At 58.8% G+C, this 19170-nt stretch carries 17 protein-coding genes; 2 read left to right on the top strand and 15 right to left on the bottom strand.

The window, feature by feature from the left end; all coding sequences use genetic code 11:
• Window positions 1-5: 5 nt before the first annotated feature.
• The 13 genes from neuB to AC1DY9_RS08075 all read right to left on the bottom strand — a co-directional run bounded on the left by neuB (window position 6) and on the right by AC1DY9_RS08075 (window position 15175).
• On the bottom strand, window positions 6-1052 hold the full coding sequence (gene neuB, locus AC1DY9_RS08135; RefSeq protein WP_457279356.1) for an N-acetylneuraminate synthase: 1047 nt from the start codon (window positions 1050-1052) through the stop codon (window positions 6-8).
• Complete coding sequence (locus tag AC1DY9_RS08130) at window positions 1046-1834, bottom strand: SDR family oxidoreductase (RefSeq protein ID WP_457279357.1); 789 nt, start codon at window positions 1832-1834, stop codon at window positions 1046-1048. The genes neuB and AC1DY9_RS08130 overlap by 7 nt, the downstream gene beginning before the upstream one ends.
• Before the next feature lie 15 nt (window positions 1835-1849).
• Complete coding sequence (locus AC1DY9_RS08125; RefSeq protein ID WP_477666251.1) at window positions 1850-3211, bottom strand: glutamate-1-semialdehyde 2,1-aminomutase; 1362 nt, start codon at window positions 3209-3211, stop codon at window positions 1850-1852.
• 26 nt (window positions 3212-3237) lie between these two features.
• On the bottom strand, window positions 3238-4221 hold the full coding sequence (locus tag AC1DY9_RS08120; RefSeq protein ID WP_477666250.1) for a Gfo/Idh/MocA family protein: 984 nt from the start codon (window positions 4219-4221) through the stop codon (window positions 3238-3240).
• A complete protein-coding gene (locus AC1DY9_RS08115) occupies window positions 4218-4943 on the bottom strand; it encodes an acylneuraminate cytidylyltransferase family protein (RefSeq protein ID WP_477666249.1) in 726 nt (241 codons plus the stop codon). The genes AC1DY9_RS08120 and AC1DY9_RS08115 overlap by 4 nt, the downstream gene beginning before the upstream one ends.
• Complete coding sequence (locus AC1DY9_RS08110; RefSeq protein WP_477666248.1) at window positions 4927-6075, bottom strand: UDP-glycosyltransferase; 1149 nt, start codon at window positions 6073-6075, stop codon at window positions 4927-4929. The genes AC1DY9_RS08115 and AC1DY9_RS08110 overlap by 17 nt, the downstream gene beginning before the upstream one ends.
• Before the next feature lie 204 nt (window positions 6076-6279).
• On the bottom strand, window positions 6280-7584 hold the full coding sequence (gene glnT / locus AC1DY9_RS08105; protein WP_457279362.1) for a type III glutamate--ammonia ligase: 1305 nt from the start codon (window positions 7582-7584) through the stop codon (window positions 6280-6282).
• Between the two features lie 20 nt (window positions 7585-7604).
• Complete coding sequence (asnB, locus tag AC1DY9_RS08100) at window positions 7605-9359, bottom strand: asparagine synthase (glutamine-hydrolyzing) (protein WP_477666247.1); 1755 nt, start codon at window positions 9357-9359, stop codon at window positions 7605-7607.
• 9 nt (window positions 9360-9368) lie between these two features.
• Window positions 9369-10793: an aminomethyl-transferring glycine dehydrogenase subunit GcvPB gene (gene gcvPB / locus AC1DY9_RS08095; RefSeq protein WP_457279364.1), complete on the bottom strand. Its 1425-nt coding sequence runs from the start codon at window positions 10791-10793 to the stop codon at window positions 9369-9371.
• A gap of 1 nt (window position 10794) precedes the next feature.
• Window positions 10795-12168 (bottom strand): aminomethyl-transferring glycine dehydrogenase subunit GcvPA, encoded by a 1374-nt coding sequence (gene gcvPA / locus AC1DY9_RS08090; RefSeq protein ID WP_477666246.1) that lies wholly within the window; start codon window positions 12166-12168, stop codon window positions 10795-10797.
• A 121-nt stretch (window positions 12169-12289) separates the two neighbouring features.
• Complete coding sequence (locus AC1DY9_RS08085; RefSeq protein ID WP_477666245.1) at window positions 12290-12844, bottom strand: sugar transferase; 555 nt, start codon at window positions 12842-12844, stop codon at window positions 12290-12292.
• On the bottom strand, window positions 12841-13656 hold the full coding sequence (locus AC1DY9_RS08080) for an aldolase/citrate lyase family protein (RefSeq protein WP_457279367.1): 816 nt from the start codon (window positions 13654-13656) through the stop codon (window positions 12841-12843). The genes AC1DY9_RS08085 and AC1DY9_RS08080 overlap by 4 nt, the downstream gene beginning before the upstream one ends.
• Before the next feature lie 22 nt (window positions 13657-13678).
• The gene (locus AC1DY9_RS08075; RefSeq protein WP_477666244.1) at window positions 13679-15175 is read right to left on the bottom strand and encodes a lipid II flippase MurJ; all 1497 of its coding nucleotides are present in this window, start codon (window positions 15173-15175) and stop codon (window positions 13679-13681) included.
• A gap of 137 nt (window positions 15176-15312) precedes the next feature.
• Here AC1DY9_RS08075 and lysS point away from each other — a divergent pair, with 137 nt between their 5' ends.
• Together lysS and AC1DY9_RS08065 are read left to right on the top strand one after the other, a co-directional pair.
• The gene (gene lysS / locus AC1DY9_RS08070; RefSeq protein ID WP_477666243.1) at window positions 15313-16833 is read left to right on the top strand and encodes a lysine--tRNA ligase; all 1521 of its coding nucleotides are present in this window, start codon (window positions 15313-15315) and stop codon (window positions 16831-16833) included.
• A gap of 134 nt (window positions 16834-16967) precedes the next feature.
• Window positions 16968-17480 carry a YgjP-like metallopeptidase domain-containing protein gene (locus AC1DY9_RS08065; protein WP_457279370.1) on the top strand — a complete coding sequence of 171 codons (513 nt, stop codon included), beginning with the start codon at window positions 16968-16970 and terminating at the stop codon, window positions 17478-17480.
• A 131-nt stretch (window positions 17481-17611) separates the two neighbouring features.
• Here the strand turns inward: AC1DY9_RS08065 and nagZ are convergent, their stop codons facing one another.
• Window positions 17612-18670, bottom strand: coding sequence for a beta-N-acetylhexosaminidase (gene nagZ / locus AC1DY9_RS08060; RefSeq protein ID WP_457279371.1), 1059 nt, complete (start codon window positions 18668-18670; stop codon window positions 17612-17614).
• 63 nt (window positions 18671-18733) lie between these two features.
• Window positions 18734-19132, bottom strand: coding sequence for a holo-ACP synthase (gene acpS, locus AC1DY9_RS08055; protein WP_457279372.1), 399 nt, complete (start codon window positions 19130-19132; stop codon window positions 18734-18736).
• Between the last annotated feature and the right edge of the window lie 38 nt (window positions 19133-19170).

Raw genomic sequence — 19170 nt, 5'->3', positions numbered from 1 at the left:
GGCACTCAATCGCCTTCCGAATCGGAGAGCTGATTCCATTGAATAACCGAATCCGCAGGAATTGCGACGAGCGAGCGTCGGCCAACGACACGCTGAAAATCCCGTGGCGCGATACCGGTCGCCGGCCGCCGGCAGGCCAGCATGGTTGCAAGCACAACTTCCCCGGGCGCTATGTCAACCGCAGCAACGACACTGCGTCGGGCGACACGAGCAGTGTCAATCTCCTCGGGAAGCGGTTGTTTAAGGCCGTCACCCAGCATCGCACTAACCCGTCTTATACCTTGCGCCATGCGCAAAAATTCACCAGGCTCAAGAGAAGCGCTGTGATCTGGCCCGGGAAGCGTGCGGTCCAAAGTAATATGCTTTTCGATCACGCTGGCGCCTATCGCCACCGCAGCGAGGGATGCTTCGACGCCCATACTATGGTCTGAGTAGCCGGTGGCAAGCCCGAGATCTTGCGCCATGCTTGCCAGCGCCAGAAGGTTCAAACTGCTATCAGGCGCCGGGTAGGCAGAAGTGCAATGCAATACCACGACATCGTGCAGGCCACCGCGTGCGGCACCGATCCAGCCGAGCGCCTCGCGAATTTCTGCCATCGTCCCCATGCCTGTGGAAATGATGAGCGGCAACCCGGTCGCCGCCGCATGTTCAACCAGTGTGCGATGTGTAAGTTCGCCCGAAGACAGCTTAAGCCGCCCGACACCGAGACGGACCAACATGTCAACGGCATCGACAGAAAACGGCGTAGAGAAAAATTCGATGCCGATGGCATCGCAATACTTTTTGATCTCCCCGTGCTGTGCCTCAGACAACTCCAGCTTCGCAAGCATCGCGAACTGGTCTTGAGCACCTGTTTGACGCTCCTGGTACTCCGCTGTCGGAGCACCACGAATGACCAGGTCTTCGGCCCGGAAAGTCTGAAATTTGACCGCATCCGCACCTGACGCTTTCGCCGCATCGCACAGACGTAACGCCATCGTAAGCTCGCCGTTATGGTTGACTCCCGCCTCGGCAATCAGAAAAACCGGCTTCGCCGCTTCGTTCCCTACCATGCGGTCCACCCGCCATCAACGACCAAATTATGACCCGTCACATATTTTGCGGCATCGCTGCTGAGGTAGCGCATTGCATTGACCATGTCATCGGCTCCGCCCATGCGCCCCAGGGGAGTGCGGCGCGAATAGTTTTCCACAAATGTATTATTTTGTCCGCTAAATACACCGCCTGGCGTCACGGCATTCACGCGCACACCACGATGGCCCCAGTACGCCGCCAGGTATTTTGTTAGTCCCCATAGACCGGCCTTGCTGGCGGCGTAGATGGCGGGAGTGTTAATCGCCCGACCAAGATATTCCGAGCCTTCATAAATGCGCTGGTCAGGCGCGACAATGCCATAGATTGACAGGGTGTTTACAATGCTGCCGCCGCCACGATGCGCCATCGCACCGCCGAACACCTGCGCACAAAGCATTGCGCCGGTCAGATTGACCGACATCACCTCATTCCATTCGTCAATCGGAAAGGTTTCGAAAGGCTCGAAAAAGTTTTCGCTTTTGGTCGCTGCATTGTTTAGCAGTACATCCGGGGTGCCCCATTTTGCGAACAACAACTCGAACGCATGTTTTACGTCATCCTGTCGGGCAATGTCTGTTGCGCAGGTCAGCAGACCCTCATGCGCCGGACCGAGGCTTTTCTCAAGAAGGTCGGCATCACGGTCGAGTGCGAACACCCGAGCGCCAGCTTCGATAAAGGCCGCGCTAATTTGACGCCCGATAATGCCCGCCGCGCCCGTAACGACGACGACTTTCCCATCAAGCCCGAATGGATCGCTCATACGCCGCCCTCCGCCCTAGTTATATTGCCGGAACACTGGCTTGATAGGATCACCGATCAACAGGCCCTGTGTGCCGTTCTCGAGCGCCTGCGCGTAGATTCCGAAGGCCTTCTGTGCCGCCTGCATCGTCCGGTCAAGGTCCGCCTGGTTATGTGCGTAGCTCGGCGCGATCCATGGCATCAACACCCCGCCGCGTATCATCTCCTGTGAAAAAAGCGTGCGCAGCCTGAGATCTGCCTGACCTTGTGCGTCAAGCGTCAGGTAGTTCATGGAAATTGCATTGCCTTGAATCTGGAATGAATGGTCGACACCAGCCTCGCGCGCGAGCGCTTCAAGCCCTTCGATAAGCTCGCGACCGAAACTCCATAAATGCTCAACAACCGGCAACTCCTCATAGATGCTGACAGTTTCCATAAACGCGGCGAGACTCGACATTTCGCCGCCATGAGTCGTCGAGATCAGGAAAGTGCGCTCCTGGCCGGGACGGTTGATGCCACCAACTTCCATGACCTCACGCCGGCCGACCAGCGCGGCCATGGCAAAACCGTTGGCCATGCCTTTACCGAAGGTTGTCAGGTCCGGGCTAACGCCGAACAAATACTGCGCGCCCTTGAGATGCCAGCGAAATCCAGTGATCATTTCGTCGAGAATGAACAATGCGCCGTCGCGTCGGCACAACGCCTGTACCTGTAGCAGAAAATTGCCTGCGTGGCCCGGGCAACGTTGGCAGTCAGGAGGCGCCATGCGATTGGCCGAAGCACATTCCGGGCAAGGACCGACCGTAGTGGCTGGTTCAAGCATCACTCCGGCGATGTTTCCCGGATGCGCATCAAACAACGCCTGCAGACTTGCGATATTGTTGTAGTCGAAGAGCAGCGTGGTCTGATGATGAATCGGCGGAATGCCGCGCTTGAGCTGGGTCGCTCCGATAAACCAGTCGTCAAACGAAAAAAATGGATGCTGGCGCGGTACACAGATGTACTGCCTGCCCGTGTAGGCCCGAGCCACCTTTGCGGCAGCCGTCGTGACATTCGAGCCGTTTTTGGCGAACTTCACCATGTCCGCGCCATCAATTAACGCAACCAGGCGCTCAGCCGCTTCCAGTTCCAGCACAGAAGCGCGGGTCAGGTTGACACCAAGCGACATACCTCCCATGGCCGCGCGATTCACCCTATCGTCGGCATAGCCGAGCGTAACCGCGCGCAAGCCCATCCCATAGTCCAGAAATGTCCGTCCATCGGCGGCCTTGACGTAAGCCCCCTTGCCGCTGATCAATATCTCCGRTGCGTTCGCTGGATACTGGTCGTCCCCACGCGAATAGGTATGAGCGCCGCCAGGGATGACTCGATGCAAGCGCTCGCGGAATGACATGCTCATGGTTCGAAAGCCTTTCTATTCAACGGTCAGGTTATGACACCGTTTTCGATGGTTTCAAGCAATTCCAACACACGAATATCCGCCGCGAGGTTGTGCGAAAACACTGATTCGCCTCGCACCGCAGCAAGAAAACTGCCCACTTCATCAAGATACATTGCTTCGCCGATGTTCCGGTTGTACCCGACTTGAGCGGCCATCTTTGGCTGATGCAGCTCGAGCACGCGCCCGGCGTCTGCTTCATACACGCGCACCCGAGCTTCGTCCCAGTCCCAGTAAAGTGACGCACGTTCGAAATTCAAGGTAAGCCTGCGCACCGCTTGGCGAGCCACAACGTCAACTACCATGGTTCCGACAAATCCGCCGAAGCTCAGCAACGAGGCGTAAGTGTCGTCGATAGGCGCACCTACGTCGGTGGTCCTCATCCGAAGGCCCTGTACCGCTAGCGGCCAACCAAACACCTCGACCATCCAGGTCAACTCGAACGGCACAATTTCCCGCGCACCGCCGGTCAGCGGCTGAGAAACATAATAATCGCTGACTTTTTCCCAAGGATGCCAATCTGGCAGATACTGCCCGCAGTGATAGGAGAAATTGCAAACCTTGCCATAACGCTGGGATTTCACGATGGCGGCTATGTCGCGAATCGCCGGATGAAATCGAAGCGTGCAGGACGGCGCGATCAATACCTTATGACGGTAAGCTCGTTCAAGCAGCTCCGGCAATGGATCGCGAATTACACTGGCTTCCACGAAACAAGGGCGATAAGCGTCGATGGCCCATGCCATCGCCGTATGATGCTGATCCGGTGGTGTGCAGATCAATATCACGTCGAATGCCTGCAGATCGGTCGACTGCAAGGTCTCGACAGTCTTGATGCCGTACTGTGCGGCAGCCGCTGCACGACGCTCCGGGGCCCTATCGAAGCCGCAGATCGATGTCACCGCATGATGTTGCAGACAACGAATACCTCGTTTACCCATCGATCCGAGGCCAATCACCAATGCCTTCATGGCAACTCTCCCTTGAAATGTTGGATGATGGCTTCGACACATGCAAAGTCGAATTCATCATCGATCTCATAGTTTTGCCATCGCTGAATTTTGTAGCCAATCACGTTGCGCGGATAAAAAGTCATATCGCGGCGAAGCACCGCAGTCTTAATCGCATAAGCCACGCCATATGGAAAATAGGCGACAGACCCAGCAACGTCGGTGGCAGGCGGCACAGCATCGCCCCACTTCGAGAGATAGCCGTCAGCACCGACGACTTTCATAACATCGGGCTTCTCGAGTTGAACCTCGCCGACCGAAACCACAGCGTCGGCCACATCCCAGTGACGTGCTAACAGTGCAGCCACCGCGTCGATGTCACCACTCGCGCGCAATGGCGAAGTCGGTTCAAGCAGGATTACGGCATCAAATTCATGCCCATGGTCATGCCAATAATCGAGCGCGTGCAACACCGCATCCACCGAACTGCAATCGTCACCCGCAAGCTCGGCAGGTCGCAGGAAGGGCACCTCGGCACCAAAACGAGACGCGACATCAGCGATGGATGACGAGTCCGTCGACACCATAACCTTGTCGAGCGAATGCGCCGAACGCGCGGCGTCGATGCTCCACGCCAATACAGGTTTGCCCTGCAGCATCCGAATGTTTTTCCCGGGCAACCGCTTGCTCCCACCCCGCGCCAGGATAATACCGAGCAGAGACAACTTATCCGGCATGCCCATGACCGTGCCCTTTCACAAGCTGCAAAATATGCAACGCCACGGCGGTCGCCGCTTCCGGTACTTCGCGTGCAGCCGACAACTCCCGACAGCGGTGGTCCAAACCCTCGTCAAGTCGTTGTTGGAGCATGGCGATGTCAGACGCACCGTCAGCCAGGCCGAGGGCTTGGTAATCAAGGCCTGTGCTTTTGACAAAAGGCGAAAAGGTGATATTGATCAAACGTTTCCCGGCAAAATAGGCCTGCGCCCCGACGGTGCTTCCCTGAACGATGACCTGGTCCGCCGCCAACAACACAGGCAGTAGCGGTTCGATTTGGGGTTGACTCCAATGTAGCCGCGGAACTCCCTGCGGCACCGGAAAGCGGTGCCATTCGTTGGGATGATAACGAATAACAAGCGCGGCATCAGGACGAGAGTCAAGCCAAGACACCAGACAATCCTGCACCAGCCGCGCCAGACCGGTACCGGCGAACTCGTGCGGCAAAGCGTCGGGAGCCTCCAGGTGGCCCGCCCACAGCACGATATTTTTTTTATCCCAGCCCATCGACCGGCGAAATGTCTCGCCAGCTTGCCGCGCCGTCGACGTGCCCAAAACATCGAATGCCGGATTACCGGTCACGAATAACCGGTCCGCATTAAACCCCGCATTCACCAAATTGGCCTTAACCCCTTCGTTCAGCACAGTCAACCGGTCGGCGTAAATCTTTCGTCGCAAAAACGGATCACTCGCCAGCGCGAACAGATCAAGCATTGACAAAGTGGGAATGCCAAGCTCAATAGCAACAGCAACGGCAGCCTGCTCACTGCGCGGTGAATTAGTCGTAACGACTACGTCTGGACGAACCCTACCGAGTACTCGCTCGAAAAATCGCAATGGCATAAATCCCTGGCGTCCCTGACTGTGCCAGCGCGCCCAAGCATCCTCCTCGCCCAACTCATCAACGAGTTCGGCAAAATTGAGACCAAGGTAAGCCAGAGACTCAGATGTATCTATCGATGGGTGAGATTGGCCTCGCATCATTTGATGACCATAGGCCTTGATCCGCTCCCACTCTGCAGGATCGCAAAAATCACGGTAACCAAGCGCCATCTCGCCAGCATCGTGAGCAACTGCGAAAGCAGTGGTCAGCGCCATAAGCCGAAGTTCAATAGCTGGCGAAAGCTGGCGTAACGCTCGCATTACGGGCAGGCACATTTCGATATGCCCGCCACCATAACTGACAAAGAGCACTCTCATCGATGAACACGCATGGGACGAACGGTTTTTCTAGCGTGCGAATTTGGCCAGCTTGGAAACCTTTGGCTTGACCGAACACACGGCATGACGCAATGCAGTCCGTCAATAAAAATCAACGTATCGCCGGAACTCAGCCGGCGCGATATGGAGCAACAATTCGTCGCACTCAAGGTGCTTAAGCCGTGTGAACTCGTCGACAAAGGCTTGACCAAGCCCGGCACACAATGCTTCATCAGATTCCAACGCATCAAGTGCATTTGGCAGCGAAGCCGGCAACCGCTGAATCCCGCGTGCATCCAGCTCATCCGATCTCAGTTGGTAAAGATTTTCGTTGCACGGCATCCCAGGATCAAGCTTACGCTTGATGCCGTCCAGACCCGCATAAATGATGGCAGCGGTCAGGAGATAAGGATTTGATGAGGCGTCAGGAACGCGCAACTCAAGCCGCCCCCCCGGAATACGGACAAACGCGGTCCGGTTGTTATTCCCCCAGGCAATATTGACCGGCGCCCAGGTAGCACCAGAGCGCGAGCCGCGCGAGACCAGTCGCTTGTAGGAGTTGACGCATGGAGCGGCGATCGCGGTCAACCCCGGGGCATGAGCCATCAGCCCGCCAAGGAAATGATAGGCCAAGGGACTCAAATTCATGCCGCCCGGATCAGCCTTATCTTCAAAAGCGTTGTCACCAAATTTTTTGCCCGCCGACATGTGCATATGCAGACCGCTGCCCGAGCGTTCGGCAAACGGTTTCGGCATGAACGAACACAGCATGCCGTGTTTTTTCGCGATCGCCGTCGCTGCCATTTTGAAGTAGGTCAGGTTGTCTGCTGTGCGCAGACCATCTGCATAGGTGAAGTTCATCTCAAATTGACCGTTTGCGTCTTCATGGTCAATCTGATACACGTCGATATTCGCCCCCTCGAGTGCGGCGCGCAACTCCATGAGAAATTCAGACACCGACGACAGGTGCCGGAAGTCGTAACAAGGCTTGTCGAGCGACTCCGAGCCGGTGGCAACCTCGTATCCACCAGCAGCAGTTGCTTTGAGCAGAAAAAACTCGGGTTCGAGGCCGGAGAAAAATTCAAGGCCCGTGGCCTCGCGAAAGGCGGCAATCGCCTTCTTGGCGATGACGCGTGAATCAAGCGCATGTGGTTTGCCATCGACATGTCCATCGCAGCTCACGCTGGCCGTCGACGGCATCCAGGGCACGGGACGCACGCTGTCGCGGTCACCGACGGCCATGAACTCCTGGCCATGTGGACCCATTCCCATACCGGCAATCGCAAAGCCCGCGAAGCCCGCCCCCGCCCCAAAAATCATTTCCTTGTGCTTGCCAGGCACCAACTTTGCCTTGGGCCGGCCATGAATATCGACAAACTGCGCGAGGTAGTAATCAAAATCTGCCATGTCCGGCCTTCCGTCTTTAATTATGCGTTTTCGGGAAAAAATTCCTGCAACCAGAGCTTCGTCATCAACAGAGTACGTAGCTGTTTCGTATGGTTATGCAAACCACTGCGGTGCTCCTCCAGCATCACCAGCAGCTCATTGCGGTCGAAGCGGCCGCCATCAGGCAGGTTCAGCACTTGGCGTGCCCAGGTATAAAGCGGCCCTTTGATCCACTCGCCAATCGGCAGGGTCGGCATGGTCTTGGGACGGAAGACGAAATCGTGGTCGAAATAGCTCGCCGCGGCCTGCTTGAGAAAATGCTTGCCGATGCCATCGCGGAACTTTGAAGTCACTGGTAGGCGTGCAAACATTTCGCTGACCCGGTGGTCGAGAAAAGGTGCACGGCCCTCGATTGACCAGCAGGCTCCCATACGGTCACCCTTGACCGAATTATTGCCCGGCATGAGTGAGTTGAGTTCATAGGCTGCAACCTGCTCTGCCGGCTCAAGGTCGCCGAATGGCTCGATGATTTCCATAAACCTGTCCAGGGCGCCCTGGGTGTGCGGGAAAAAAGCCGGGCTCATCATCCGCTGACGGTCTTTTTCGGTGCTGTAGCTGATCAGGTCGAAGTAGCTGCGCATCGGAAAATTGGTGCGTGTCATTTCCGAGAAAAACTGTTCGTTGTGACGGAAGCCGAGCATCACCTCGTCAGGTCCATCACCCGTGAACATCACGATTTTTCCCTGCTTGTGTGCCTCACGCGAGAGCAGGAAGAATAAAAAAAATGAAAAATCACCGTGTGGCTGTTCCGCGTGCCGCACCACAGTTTGTGCAATCTCAGGAATGTCGGCTGGCTTGATATCAAGCGGCTTCAGATTGATATCGAGCTCCGATGCCACACGCTCAGCATAGGAGTACTCCGAAAACCCCTTGTCCTCGATGCGTAAGCCGATTGCATCGAGTTGCGGCCGGTTCCATTGCGGCACCAGCCGATTGGCGATCACCGACGAGTCGACACCGCCAGAAAGAAACAGGCCACCGTCGACGTCAAACCTCATTTGCAGCTTGATTGCCTCGTTAAGTGCCTGCTCAAGCTGTTCCTGAGACGCTTCAACACGCGGACCATCGAGGGGCCAGCTCCAGTAGCGCACCGGTTCGGAGAATTTTCCCGCTCCATAGCGCATAAAAGTGCCGGGCGGCAGATGGCGAATGCCCTCAAAGCAAGTCTCCGGCGGAGGGCAATAGTTGAAGGTAAAGACATTGCCAAGCGCGGATTCATTGACTTTGCGTTTAAATTTCGGCAGCGCAAGGATGGCCTTTATTTCACTGGCGAAAGCCAGGCCGCCTTGATAAGGGGCATAAAAGCACGGCTTGATGCCCTGGCGGTCACGCGCAAGCATGCCGGTTTCCGTTCGTTGATCCCAGATAAAAAAAGCGAACATGCCGACCAGGTCGTCGAGCATTTTTTCGCCTTTTTCGCACCACAGATGCACCAGCACCTCGGTGTCGCAGCGCGACTTGAACTTGTAGCCCTTGGCCTTGAGCTGTTCGCGCAACTCAATGAAATTGAAGATTTCGCCGTTGAAAACAACCCAGACCTTGCCGTCGGTACTCGACATGGGCTGCATGCCGTTTTCGGGATCCACCACTGCAAGTCGTGCGTGACCCAGCACCGCCTGCCCAAGGTCCTCCACCCCCTGCTCATCGACCCCACGGTACTTGATGCAGTCGATCATCTTCCAGACATCATCTTTGGTCGTACCCGCAGCGTTGACCACGCCAGCTATTCCACACATGGCAAATCCTTAAGTCTTCAAATCAATTCGTGCAATTTTTCGGCTCAGCGGTGCACTTTCGACAAGCGCTTCATCGGTAGCATCCTCATCAAAGACCCGCTGGAAAATTTCCACCTGGTAGTCCAGGCTGGCCTTGGTCTCTGTTTCGGTTGGCTCGATCAACATCGCCGACTTGAGGTCACCCGGGAAATAAACGCAGCCCGCACCTACCAGCGTTGGCGGATGGATGCCGTAATCGATGAGCCGCTTGGCGAACTGGCGTGCCGATGTATTGAGCTTCTCGCCCGACAACAGGGTTTCATGCTTGCAGAACTGGTCGTAAACCGGCGGCAGCATTGGCGCCAGCCGGTGCTGCAGGTAATTGGCGTTCAGCACCGCATTTTCGGACGCCTGGCGCAAGCCGGCCCCACCCATAGTGCGCAAGTAGCCGTAAGCACGCAGCAACACACCAACATGGCCGTGGAAGCTTTTCATGCGACCGATGGAAAGCGGCCTGTCGTCGTCTCGTTGAGCCACGCCGTTCTTTCGAACTGCGACCGGGCTCGGCAGATAGGCAGCCAGCGCGGCCTTGACCGCGACCGGGCCGGCGCCCGGTCCACCGCCGCCATGCGGCGTCGAAAAAGTCTTGTGCACATTGACGTGAACTACGTCAAAACCCATGTCGCCGGGACGCACGATACCCATCAGTGCATTGAGATTGGCACCATCGTAATAGAGCAATGAACCGTTGGCATGAACCGCATCGGCAATCTCGACGATCTGGTCCTCAAACAGGCCCAGAGTTGAGGGATTGGTCAACATGAAAGCCGCGACATCGGAGGTCAACATCCCGCGCAGCGCGGCAAGATCGACCCGGCCCTTGAGGTCGGACGGCACGATACGGCAGTCAAAGCCTGCCATGGCCGCCGACGCCGGGTTGGTGCCATGTGCCGAGTCGGGTACCAGCACCACCGGGCGACGGGTATTCAGCCGCGCAAAATGTGCACGGATCACCAGCAGGCCTGCGAGTTCGCCATGGGCACCGGCAGCAGGTGCCAGGCAGCAGGCGTCCATCCCCGTAACCTCGCAAATCATGGCCTGCAGCCTCTCGTACATTTCCCAGACGCCGCCGAGCGTGTCGGTATCCTGCATCGGGTGGGCATTGGCAAAACCAGAAAGACGTGCGAGCTCGTCATTGCGCTTCGGGTTGTATTTCATCGTGCACGAGCCCAGCGGATAGGGCCCGTTGTCGACACCATGAGACTCCTGGCTCAGGCGAGTGAAATGCCTGACGACGTCAACCTCGCTGACTTCGGGCAGCCCAATGGCGGTACGGGCTCGTGCAAAAATCGGCAGCGCAGGCGTCTTCCCGGACAGGCGTCCGGCAAAGACATCGCTGGCCGCGCCAGAGCGGTGCAATTCGGTGATGGTCTGGGAGGCGGACGTAGCAGCCATCTCAGCACTCCTGCAGGCAAGCCCGCGCATGCGTGGCATAAGCCTCGATATCAGCGCGTGATTTGGTTTCAGTGACCGCGACCAGCAGGCCGTTCTTGTGGCCCGCCAACGCAGCCGCGATGGGCACACCCGCGAAAAATCCGAGCTTGCGCATGCGCGCACAAAAGGCCGTGGCGGCAACAGGCAATTCAATCGAAAATTCGTTGAAAAAAGCGCCGCTGCGCAGCGGCCTGACGCCGGGCAGCGCAACCAGCAGCTCGTGCAGCAGGGCTGCATTCGCCGCATTAGCCTCAGCGATTCGCATGAAATTTGCGTCACCCAGGCACGCCAGGTAGATTGCAACGCGAATCGCATTGAGCGCCTGGTTGGAACAAATGTGGCTGGTAGCCTTGTCGCGTGCCACGTGCTGCTCGCGATCTTCCTTGACCAGCGCGTAACCAAGTTTTCCGTTGAGGTCGTGCACCCGGCCGACCAGCCGGCCCGGCAGGTACCGTTCAAGTGGTTTGCTGCAAGCAATGATGCCGACATAAGGCCCGCCTGCACTGAGCGGTAAACCAAGCGTTTGGCCTTCGCAGACAACAATGTCTGCCCCGAGCCTGCCAGGCGCTTCGATCCAGCCGCAAAGCAACGGGTTGACACACACCCCAAGCAGTGCCTGCCCTTGTTTGCAAATCGGCGAAAGTGCTGCGACATCCTCGACGACGCCAAGGGCATTGGGGCTTTGCAGCACGACACCGGCGATATCGCCGGACGCTAACAATGCGGCTATGGCCGCGACGTCGATCTGGCCAGTGCCAGCATCATGCCCTGCGCTATCGAGCCGAACACCACGCGGCTCCAGATAGGTAGTCAACACTTCGCGATATTCGGTCCAGAGCGCCTGAGCCACCACAATACGGCGCTTACCGGTGGCTGAACACATCATCCAGCACGATTCGGCAAGCGCCGTCGCACCGTCATACACCGAGCAGTTGACGGACTGCTGGCCCAGCAAGCGGCCCACAAGCACCTGAAACTCAAACAGGGCCTGTAGCAGGCCCTGGCTCATTTCGGGTTGATAAGGCGTGTAGGCCGTAAGGAATTCGCCGCGGGAAACGATGGCGTCGACAACGGCCGGAATGTAATGCTCGTAGGCGCCGCTGCCGAGAAAATTTGAATGCGTGAGTACTGTCTGGTTCAGCCCGGCCATCGCCGTGACATCACGCATTAGCTCCCATTCGCTAAGGGCAGGAGGAATGTCAAGCTCGCGCCGAAGGCGAACCTGCTGCGGCACATCGGCAAACAGCTGTTCCACCGAAAAAAGCCCTATTGCCTCAAGCATTGCCTGCCGGTCGGAGCCCGTGTGAACGTTGTAGCCGATCGGCTTTTGCTCCATGGGAGATTCAGCTTGTCTTTGATTCACGTTGTTTCAGCGGCCAGAGCGCTGCTTTGGGGAGTCGGCTGCAATAGCGGGATTATAGGGTCCGGCCCCTGCTGAAGCGGACAACCATGTCCCCTCAATTGGCATGTTTACCGCCGAGTTGGCGTACCGTTCCCCAGAGAATCCGGATATCGAGCCAGCATGAATTCTCCTGGACATATTGCTGGTCAAGGGCGCACTGTTGCTCAAACGAGATGTCCGAACGCCCGCTGATCTGCGCCAGGCCGGTGATTCCGGGCAACACGCTGCAGCGGCTTTCCCATTCGGCGGCTGTATACAGGGACCGCTCGGCCGGCACATGCGGCCTCGGGCCGACCAGGCTCATGTCACCTCGCAGCACATTGATCAATTGAGGCAGCTCGTCAATGCTGGTTCGCCGGATCCAGCGGCCCGCCCGTGTAATACGCGGATCGTTGTTCGCGGTGAAATGTGGTCCGAGCCCCGGGGCATTTCTGACCATGCTGCGAAATTTGTACATGTCAAATTCCCTGCCATTTTTTCCGATCCGCGTCTGACGAAAGAAAACCGGGAAACCGCTATCGAATCCGATCACAAGGGCTGCCAGCAGCAGCAATGGCGACAGCAGCAGTAGCGCCATAAACGACAGTGCCGTGTCCATCAGGCGTTTCATGCGGGCCTTGCCGTCTGCGCGAGCTGGCCGATCAACGCGGCCACGCGTATGCGGTCGGCATCAATTTGTGCCGCGCTACGCTTCGCGAGTCCGGACTCGGCCTCGCGAAGCGCTTCCACCGCCGCCTCGAACGACTGTTCACCATCGGGCCGGTTGAAAGTCCGCGAAAGAATCACCGCCTGCGAACCCAGGCGCAAATGCTCACCCATAACATCGCGGCCGGGAAGTGAGCCCTCGTCTGCGCGGGCGATCCCGCCAAAGCCCATCGGTAAACCTCGCCGCCTTGCCGCTGCCGCTACGCGGTCAACATGGCCCTGGGCCAACGGCTCGAACATGAAGCGGCAGCCCATCGCCAAGTGCAGGTCATTCAGGCCGACGAAGACCTCTCCAAGCCCCGGCGTGTCCAGCCATTGCTCGAGTGATTCGAGCGCACCCACGGTTTCGAGCAGGGGCACTACCGGCACACGGCCATCGACGATTTCGCAGAAGCTCCGCAATTCCTGCGCGGTCGAAAACATCGGAAGCATCAGCAGGTCGGCCCCTTGCGCAAGCACAGCATCGACCTCCGCACGGGCTGCAGCTGGCTGATCGAGCCGGTATGGATTGACGCGGACCATGAGACGCGAGTGCCGTAAAACTGCCTTGACACGGCCCACATCGTCAATCTGGTGCGTACTGATGAAAGTGTTGCGCCCGGCCTGGCGCTCGGCCTTGCCATTGCGCTCAAGATCGACAAACAGCCGCATGGCCGGCATCCGGTCACAGCGTTTCGCCAGCTCTGGCTGGTTGGTAATGGTCAGTAAGTCAATCATGGGACGAAAGAGGAATAAGCCATTATTGCCCGCCGGCCTGCGGCACGGCCAACGGCTGGCGGCCCAGAAAACTGCGCAGCAAAGGGCTGGCCAGCAGCGCGCTGGCCAACACCACTACCGCAAAAAAACTGGCTGCCAGCGCGCTGGGCAGAAAATTCCAGCGGCCAAACCAGCGACTGGCCGCTACCAGAAGCAGGCAAGCGGCCAATGGGGCAAGCATGGCACGCCACGGCAGCGCCCGGTGAAGCTGCTCGCGCTCGGCAAACAACATGGCGAGGGTGATGCCAGCCAATACAGCATTGAGCGCACCCATCACAAGCGCGCCTCCGGCAAGCCCGGACCAAGCTGCAACGGCGAGCGCAGCCAGGCCGGCGACATAAGCCCAGACCGCGCGGTGCATATGCCCCGATGCAGCCATGACTGTCAGCAATACGGCGATCAAAGCCTGTGGCAGCAGTGACCAGATACCGATGGCCCCCCAGCGCGCAATAACTTCCAGATGCCCGGCATCCATGCGGCCCCAGCCAAACAGCAGTTGAGCAAGCGGCAGCGAAAAGCTGCCCACCACGGCAATCGCTGCGCAAGCCAGGGCCCAGGCCAGGAGAAAGGCAATTTGCAAAGCCCTGTCGCGTTCCGCAGAGCCCGCTTGGGTGCGGGTGATTGCCGGAAAAGCCAGGCTGGCCACGAGCTGCACCGCGAGCACCAGCGGCAACTCCACCAGCTTCCAGGCGTAATTAAAGTCTGCGAGGGCCCCCTCCCCGGCCTGGGACGCCAGGCTGCGCCCCATCAGGGGCAACAGCAGCAGCAGGCCCGAAGACAGGCCGGCCCATATCCATATGCCCGCAGCAGGCGGGGCCGGCATAGCCATCGCCGCCGGATCAGTCGGCGCAGCCTGCGGAAGCCGCCAGCCCAGCCAGCCGAGGCGCGCGACCATCGCCAGCACAAGGAAGCAGCCCAGGATAAAGACAGTTCGATCTCCGCTGTTTTGCGGCGCCAGGAACAGCGCAAAAACCAGCAGCAGGTTGACCACGAGATTACCGCTGTACATGCCTACGAAATCCCGTTCATGCTGCAACCGCGTTACCCAGAGCGCGGCCAGCATGGCCAGCGGCAGCACGGCGGCGCTCCAGGCCAGCGAGTCGCGGCCAAGGATGGCCATGTCGCCCCGCAGGCCAGGTGCAAGCGCATGGGACAGCGCCCCCCGAAGTAACCAGATCAGCAAAGCCAGCACAAGACCAGTGCCGAGCAGCGCCCGTGCGACTTTTTTCTGGCTGGCATCCTGTTGCGCAGGCGTTTGGCGCGCCCATTCCGGCAACAACACGTAACCCAGGGCGCCGCTGAACAATATGCCGACCAGCAAGTCCGGCAGGGTGAACATCACAATCACCGCGTCGCCAAGTCCGGTGGCGCCAAAAGCAGCGGCCTGGGCCGATTCCCGCAGGAGGCCGAGCAGGCGGCTGGCCATGAGCAAACCCAGGGAAAAAACGCCGGCGCGCAGGTACATAGGCGGGATTATCAAGGCTTAAATAGGGGCAGCCGGCCCTGAATGGGGAAACCAGCCACTTAAAAAACTAAAATCAACGGTTTGGCGCTTTATCCGCACAGCCACAAAACCGGCCTGATAGCGGCGCCCCGATCGTTTTCACACTTCTGACCATGTCCGATAACAACACCTTGCCCCCCGCCCAAGACGAAAACAAGCTGATCGCGGAACGCCGCGAAAAGCTCAAGGCCATCCGGAGCCAGGGGATTGCGTTCCCGAACGACTTCAAGCCGTCCGACCACGCGGGCAAGCTGCACGCCATGCACGGCGGCAAGGATGGCGAGGCGCTGGCCGCCGAGGCGGTTCCCGCGAAAATCTCCGGCCGCATGATGCTCAAGCGTGTCATGGGGAAGGCGAGTTTTGCCACCCTGCAGGACAGCACCGGGCGTATCCAGATTTTCCTCACGCGCGACGAAATAGGCGAAGAGCTCTATGCCGCTTTCAAGCATTGGGACCTGGGTGACATCGTCGCGGCAGAAGGCAAGGTCTTCAAGACCAAGACCGGCGAGTTATCCATCCACGCCACCAGCGTGYGCCTGCTGACCAAGAGCCTACGCCCCCTTCCTGGAGATTTTTATGGCATGGCCGACCAGGAGCAGAAATACCGCCAGCGTTATGTGGACCTGATCACCGACGAGCAGGCACGCAAGCGTTTCACCGCCCGCAGCAAGGCCGTCAGCTCTATCCGTGAATTCATGGTCGGCCACGACTTCCTGGAAGTCGAGACGCCGATGCTGCACCCCATCCCGGGCGGTGCCAATGCCAAGCCGTTCAAGACGCACCACAACGCGCTGGACCAGGAAATGTTCCTGCGCATCGCGCCGGAGCTTTACCTCAAGCGCCTGATCGTCGGCGGTTTTGACCGCGTCTTCGAGATCAACCGCAGCTACCGCAACGAGGGCATCTCGGTACGGCACAACCCTGAATTCACCATGATGGAGTTCTACGCGGCCTACTGGGACTACAACGACCTGATGGACTTCACCGAAGCATTGATTCGCGACGCAGCCCAGAAAGCCGTGGGCACGCTACAGCTGAGCTACGGCGGCAAGGAAGAAAAAGTCGACCTCGCCAAACCCTTTGCCCGCCTGACCATTCGCGAAGCCATCCTCAAGCACACCGAAGCCGGCAACAACGTCGATGACACCGTGTGGCTGACGAATGCGCTGCGCAAGCTGGGCATGAACGAGGAAAAAGACCGTCTGTCTACACGCTCCCTGGCCGGCCTGCAGGTGCTGTATTTCGAAGAGCTGGTCGAAGAAAAGCTCTGGCAACCGACCTTCATCATGGAGCACCCGACCGAAATCTCCCCCCTGGCCCGCGCCAATGACAGCCGCCCTGAGGTGACAGAGCGCTTTGAGCTCTACATCACCGGCCGCGAATTCGGCAATGGTTTCAGTGAGCTGAACGACGCTGAAGAGCAGGCCGCGCGCTTTAACGCCCAGGTAGCCGCCAAGGACAGCGGTGACGACGAAGCCATGTTTTATGACCACGACTTCATCCGCGCGCTGGAATACGGCATGCCGCCGACCGGCGGCTGCGGCGTCGGCATAGACCGGCTGATGATGCTGCTGACCGACAGCCCCAGCATCCGCGATGTGATTCTGTTCCCCGCGCTGCGACGTGAGGTTTAGCCCACGATCGCGCACTTCGCCATACGCGATTCCACACCAGCAGGGGCCGCGGGACTGGCTTTGCCAGACCGCTGGCGCCGCCCCCTTGAGGGGGAACAGGCTACACGCAGTGAGCCTGGACGGGGGTGAACCATATGCCACTCAAATACCTTCTCGGCTACCCCGACAGTCTGCAGACCCAGGTGCAGCAGTTGCTGGCGCAAGGCCGGCTGGGTGAGGTGCTGCTCGCCAAATACCCCCTTGCCCATGGCGTGCGGACGGACAAGGCCCTGTACGACTACGTGATGGGGCTCAAAAGCGAGTTTTTACGCAGCTCGGAGCCACTCTCCAAAGTCGCGTTTGACAGCAAGCTGCACGTGATTGCCCATGCGCTGGGCACACACACCACCGTTTCCAGGGTCCAGGGCAGCAAACTCAAAGCCAAGCGTGAAATCCGGGTGGCCACGCTGTTCAGGGAAGTGCCGGAAGAGTTTTTGCGGATGATTGCGGTGCACGAGCTGGCCCACATCAAGGAAAAAGCGCACGACAAGGCTTTTTACCAGCTCTGCACCCATATGGAGCCGCGCTACCACCAGTATGAATTTGACCTGCGGGTGTACCTGACGCATATGGATGCGGTGGGCCGGCTGGAGTGGCCTTCAGCCTGACCCCACTGCGGTGTGGTCACAGCCGCCCGCGCGGGTCCCGAATCGGTCAAATTTACAAGAAAAATGCCTGAGACCCAATACAGTCTTGCGCCAACAGCTATTTATTTAATAGCATCTCCGGCAAACGCATCTCAGGGAATCAGTCCCATCGCGTGCATGTAGGCAGGGTGCAGCATCAGTTCGTCCCATTCGTGGGCTGGGATGGCGGGCAGCAGGTCCAGCCGGCGCAGCTCGCTGGACTCCAGCGCTTCCCACTGGCCCTTGAGCAGCGCCTCGGCCATGCCGTCCAGCAGTTCGTCCACCGGTTTGCCCTCCCCCACCGACTGGTTGCACAGCAGGACCATGTCGCAGCCGGCGTTAAGCGCCGTGACAGCAGCCTCGGTGTAGCTGACTTCCTTGCCGTCAATGAGGCGTGCGCCGGCCATGCTCAGGTCGTCGCTGAAAATCGCGCCGCCAAAACCCAGCTGGCCGCGCAGGATGTAGGTCAGCCACTTTTCCGAAAAACCTGCCGGCCTGGCGTCCACCTTGGGGTAGATCACATGCGCCGGCATCACGCTGGTGAGCGTGGTGTTCAGCCACTCATAAGGCGCGGCGTCGTCGGCCAGAATGGCCTTCAGGCTGCGTTTGTCGACCGGGATGTCGGTATGGGAGTCGGCCTTGACGAAACCATGGCCGGGGAAGTGCTTGCCACAATTGGCCACACCGGCCTGCAGCAGGCCGTGCATCAGGCTTTTGGCCAGCAGCGTGACCACGCGCGGGTCGCGGCCAAAGGCGCGGTCGCCGATGACCCCGCTTTCACCCCAATCGAGGTCCAGCACCGGCGTGAAACTGAAATCAACGCCGCAAGCGCGCAACTCGGCACCCAGCACGTAGCCACAGGCGGTGGCGGCGTTGGTGGCCGCAAGCTGGTCCTTCATCCACAGCGAGCCCAGCGCGCGCATGGGCGGCAGGTGGGTAAAACCATCCGTCCTGAAGCGCTGCACGCGCCCGCCTTCGTGGTCCACGCAAATCAGCAAGTCCGGCCTGATGCTCTTGATCTCAGCACAGAGCGCGCTCAGTTGCCGGCGGTCTTGCCAGTTGCGGCCAAACAGGATGATCCCGCCGGTCAATGGGTGCTTGAGGCGCCGGCGGTCGGCCTTGGTCAGCGTGAGGCCGGCGATGTCGATGATGAGGGGAGCGTGCTGGGTCATGGGATTGAAATCAGGAATTAAATACTATTAAATTGATAGCTGCTAGCGCAATATTGACGGGCGCTAGGGGCTATTTTTCTCTACAACCACAAAACTGGCGGCGTAATCGGTTTCGTCGGTGACGGACACATGGGCAGTGAGCTGGCGGGCTTCAAACCAGGCCTTGAGCGTGCCGTGCAGCACGATCTCGGGTTTGCCGCTGGGCGCCTTGGCGATTTCACAGCTGCGCCACGTCATGGGCATCCGCATGCCTGTGCCGATCGCCTTGCTGAAAGCTTCTTTGGCTGAAAACCGGGTGGCAAGGTAGCTGACGCCGCGGTCGGGCCAGCGGGCGCTGCGGTGTTTCCAGGTGGCAAGTTCACCGTCGCTCAGAATCCTGCGGGCAAACCGTTCACCATGCCTCTCAAGGCTGGCGCGGATGCGGCGCACGTCGCAGATGTCAGTACCGATTCCGTAGATCATTCTGCCCGCACAGTCGCTGCCGTAAGGTGACACAAAAC

The sequence above is a fragment of the Polaromonas sp. P1_F6 genome, assembly GCF_056405695.1.
Note: the sequence above shows the minus strand (reverse complement) of the source record. Positions and strands in the feature narration are given on the sequence as shown.

Bases quoted from the DNA above. Each gene is read 5' to 3' on its own strand.
- nagZ (WP_457279371.1), bottom strand. From the start codon at position 18,670: ATGACCCAGCACGCTCCCCTCATCATCGACATCGCCGGCCTCACGCTG.
- gcvPA (WP_477666246.1), bottom strand. From the start codon at position 12,168: ATGGAGCAAAAGCCGATCGGCTACAACGTTCACACGGGCTCCGACCGG.
- AC1DY9_RS08080 (WP_457279367.1), bottom strand. From the start codon at position 13,656: ATGATTGACTTACTGACCATTACCAACCAGCCAGAGCTGGCGAAACGC.
- AC1DY9_RS08130 (WP_457279357.1), bottom strand. From the start codon at position 1,834: ATGAGCGATCCATTCGGGCTTGATGGGAAAGTCGTCGTCGTTACGGGC.
- gcvPB (WP_457279364.1), bottom strand. From the start codon at position 10,793: ATGGCTGCTACGTCCGCCTCCCAGACCATCACCGAATTGCACCGCTCT.
- AC1DY9_RS08115 (WP_477666249.1), bottom strand. From the start codon at position 4,943: ATGGGCATGCCGGATAAGTTGTCTCTGCTCGGTATTATCCTGGCGCGG.
- AC1DY9_RS08065 (WP_457279370.1), top strand. From the start codon at position 16,968: ATGCCACTCAAATACCTTCTCGGCTACCCCGACAGTCTGCAGACCCAG.
- glnT (WP_457279362.1), bottom strand. From the start codon at position 7,584: ATGGCAGATTTTGATTACTACCTCGCGCAGTTTGTCGATATTCATGGC.
- AC1DY9_RS08085 (WP_477666245.1), bottom strand. From the start codon at position 12,844: ATGAAACGCCTGATGGACACGGCACTGTCGTTTATGGCGCTACTGCTG.
- AC1DY9_RS08120 (WP_477666250.1), bottom strand. From the start codon at position 4,221: ATGAAGGCATTGGTGATTGGCCTCGGATCGATGGGTAAACGAGGTATT.
- AC1DY9_RS08110 (WP_477666248.1), bottom strand. From the start codon at position 6,075: ATGGCGCTGACCACTGCTTTCGCAGTTGCTCACGATGCTGGCGAGATG.
- neuB (WP_457279356.1), bottom strand. From the start codon at position 1,052: ATGGTAGGGAACGAAGCGGCGAAGCCGGTTTTTCTGATTGCCGAGGCG.
- asnB (WP_477666247.1), bottom strand. From the start codon at position 9,359: ATGTGTGGAATAGCTGGCGTGGTCAACGCTGCGGGTACGACCAAAGAT.
- acpS (WP_457279372.1), bottom strand. From the start codon at position 19,132: ATGATCTACGGAATCGGTACTGACATCTGCGACGTGCGCCGCATCCGC.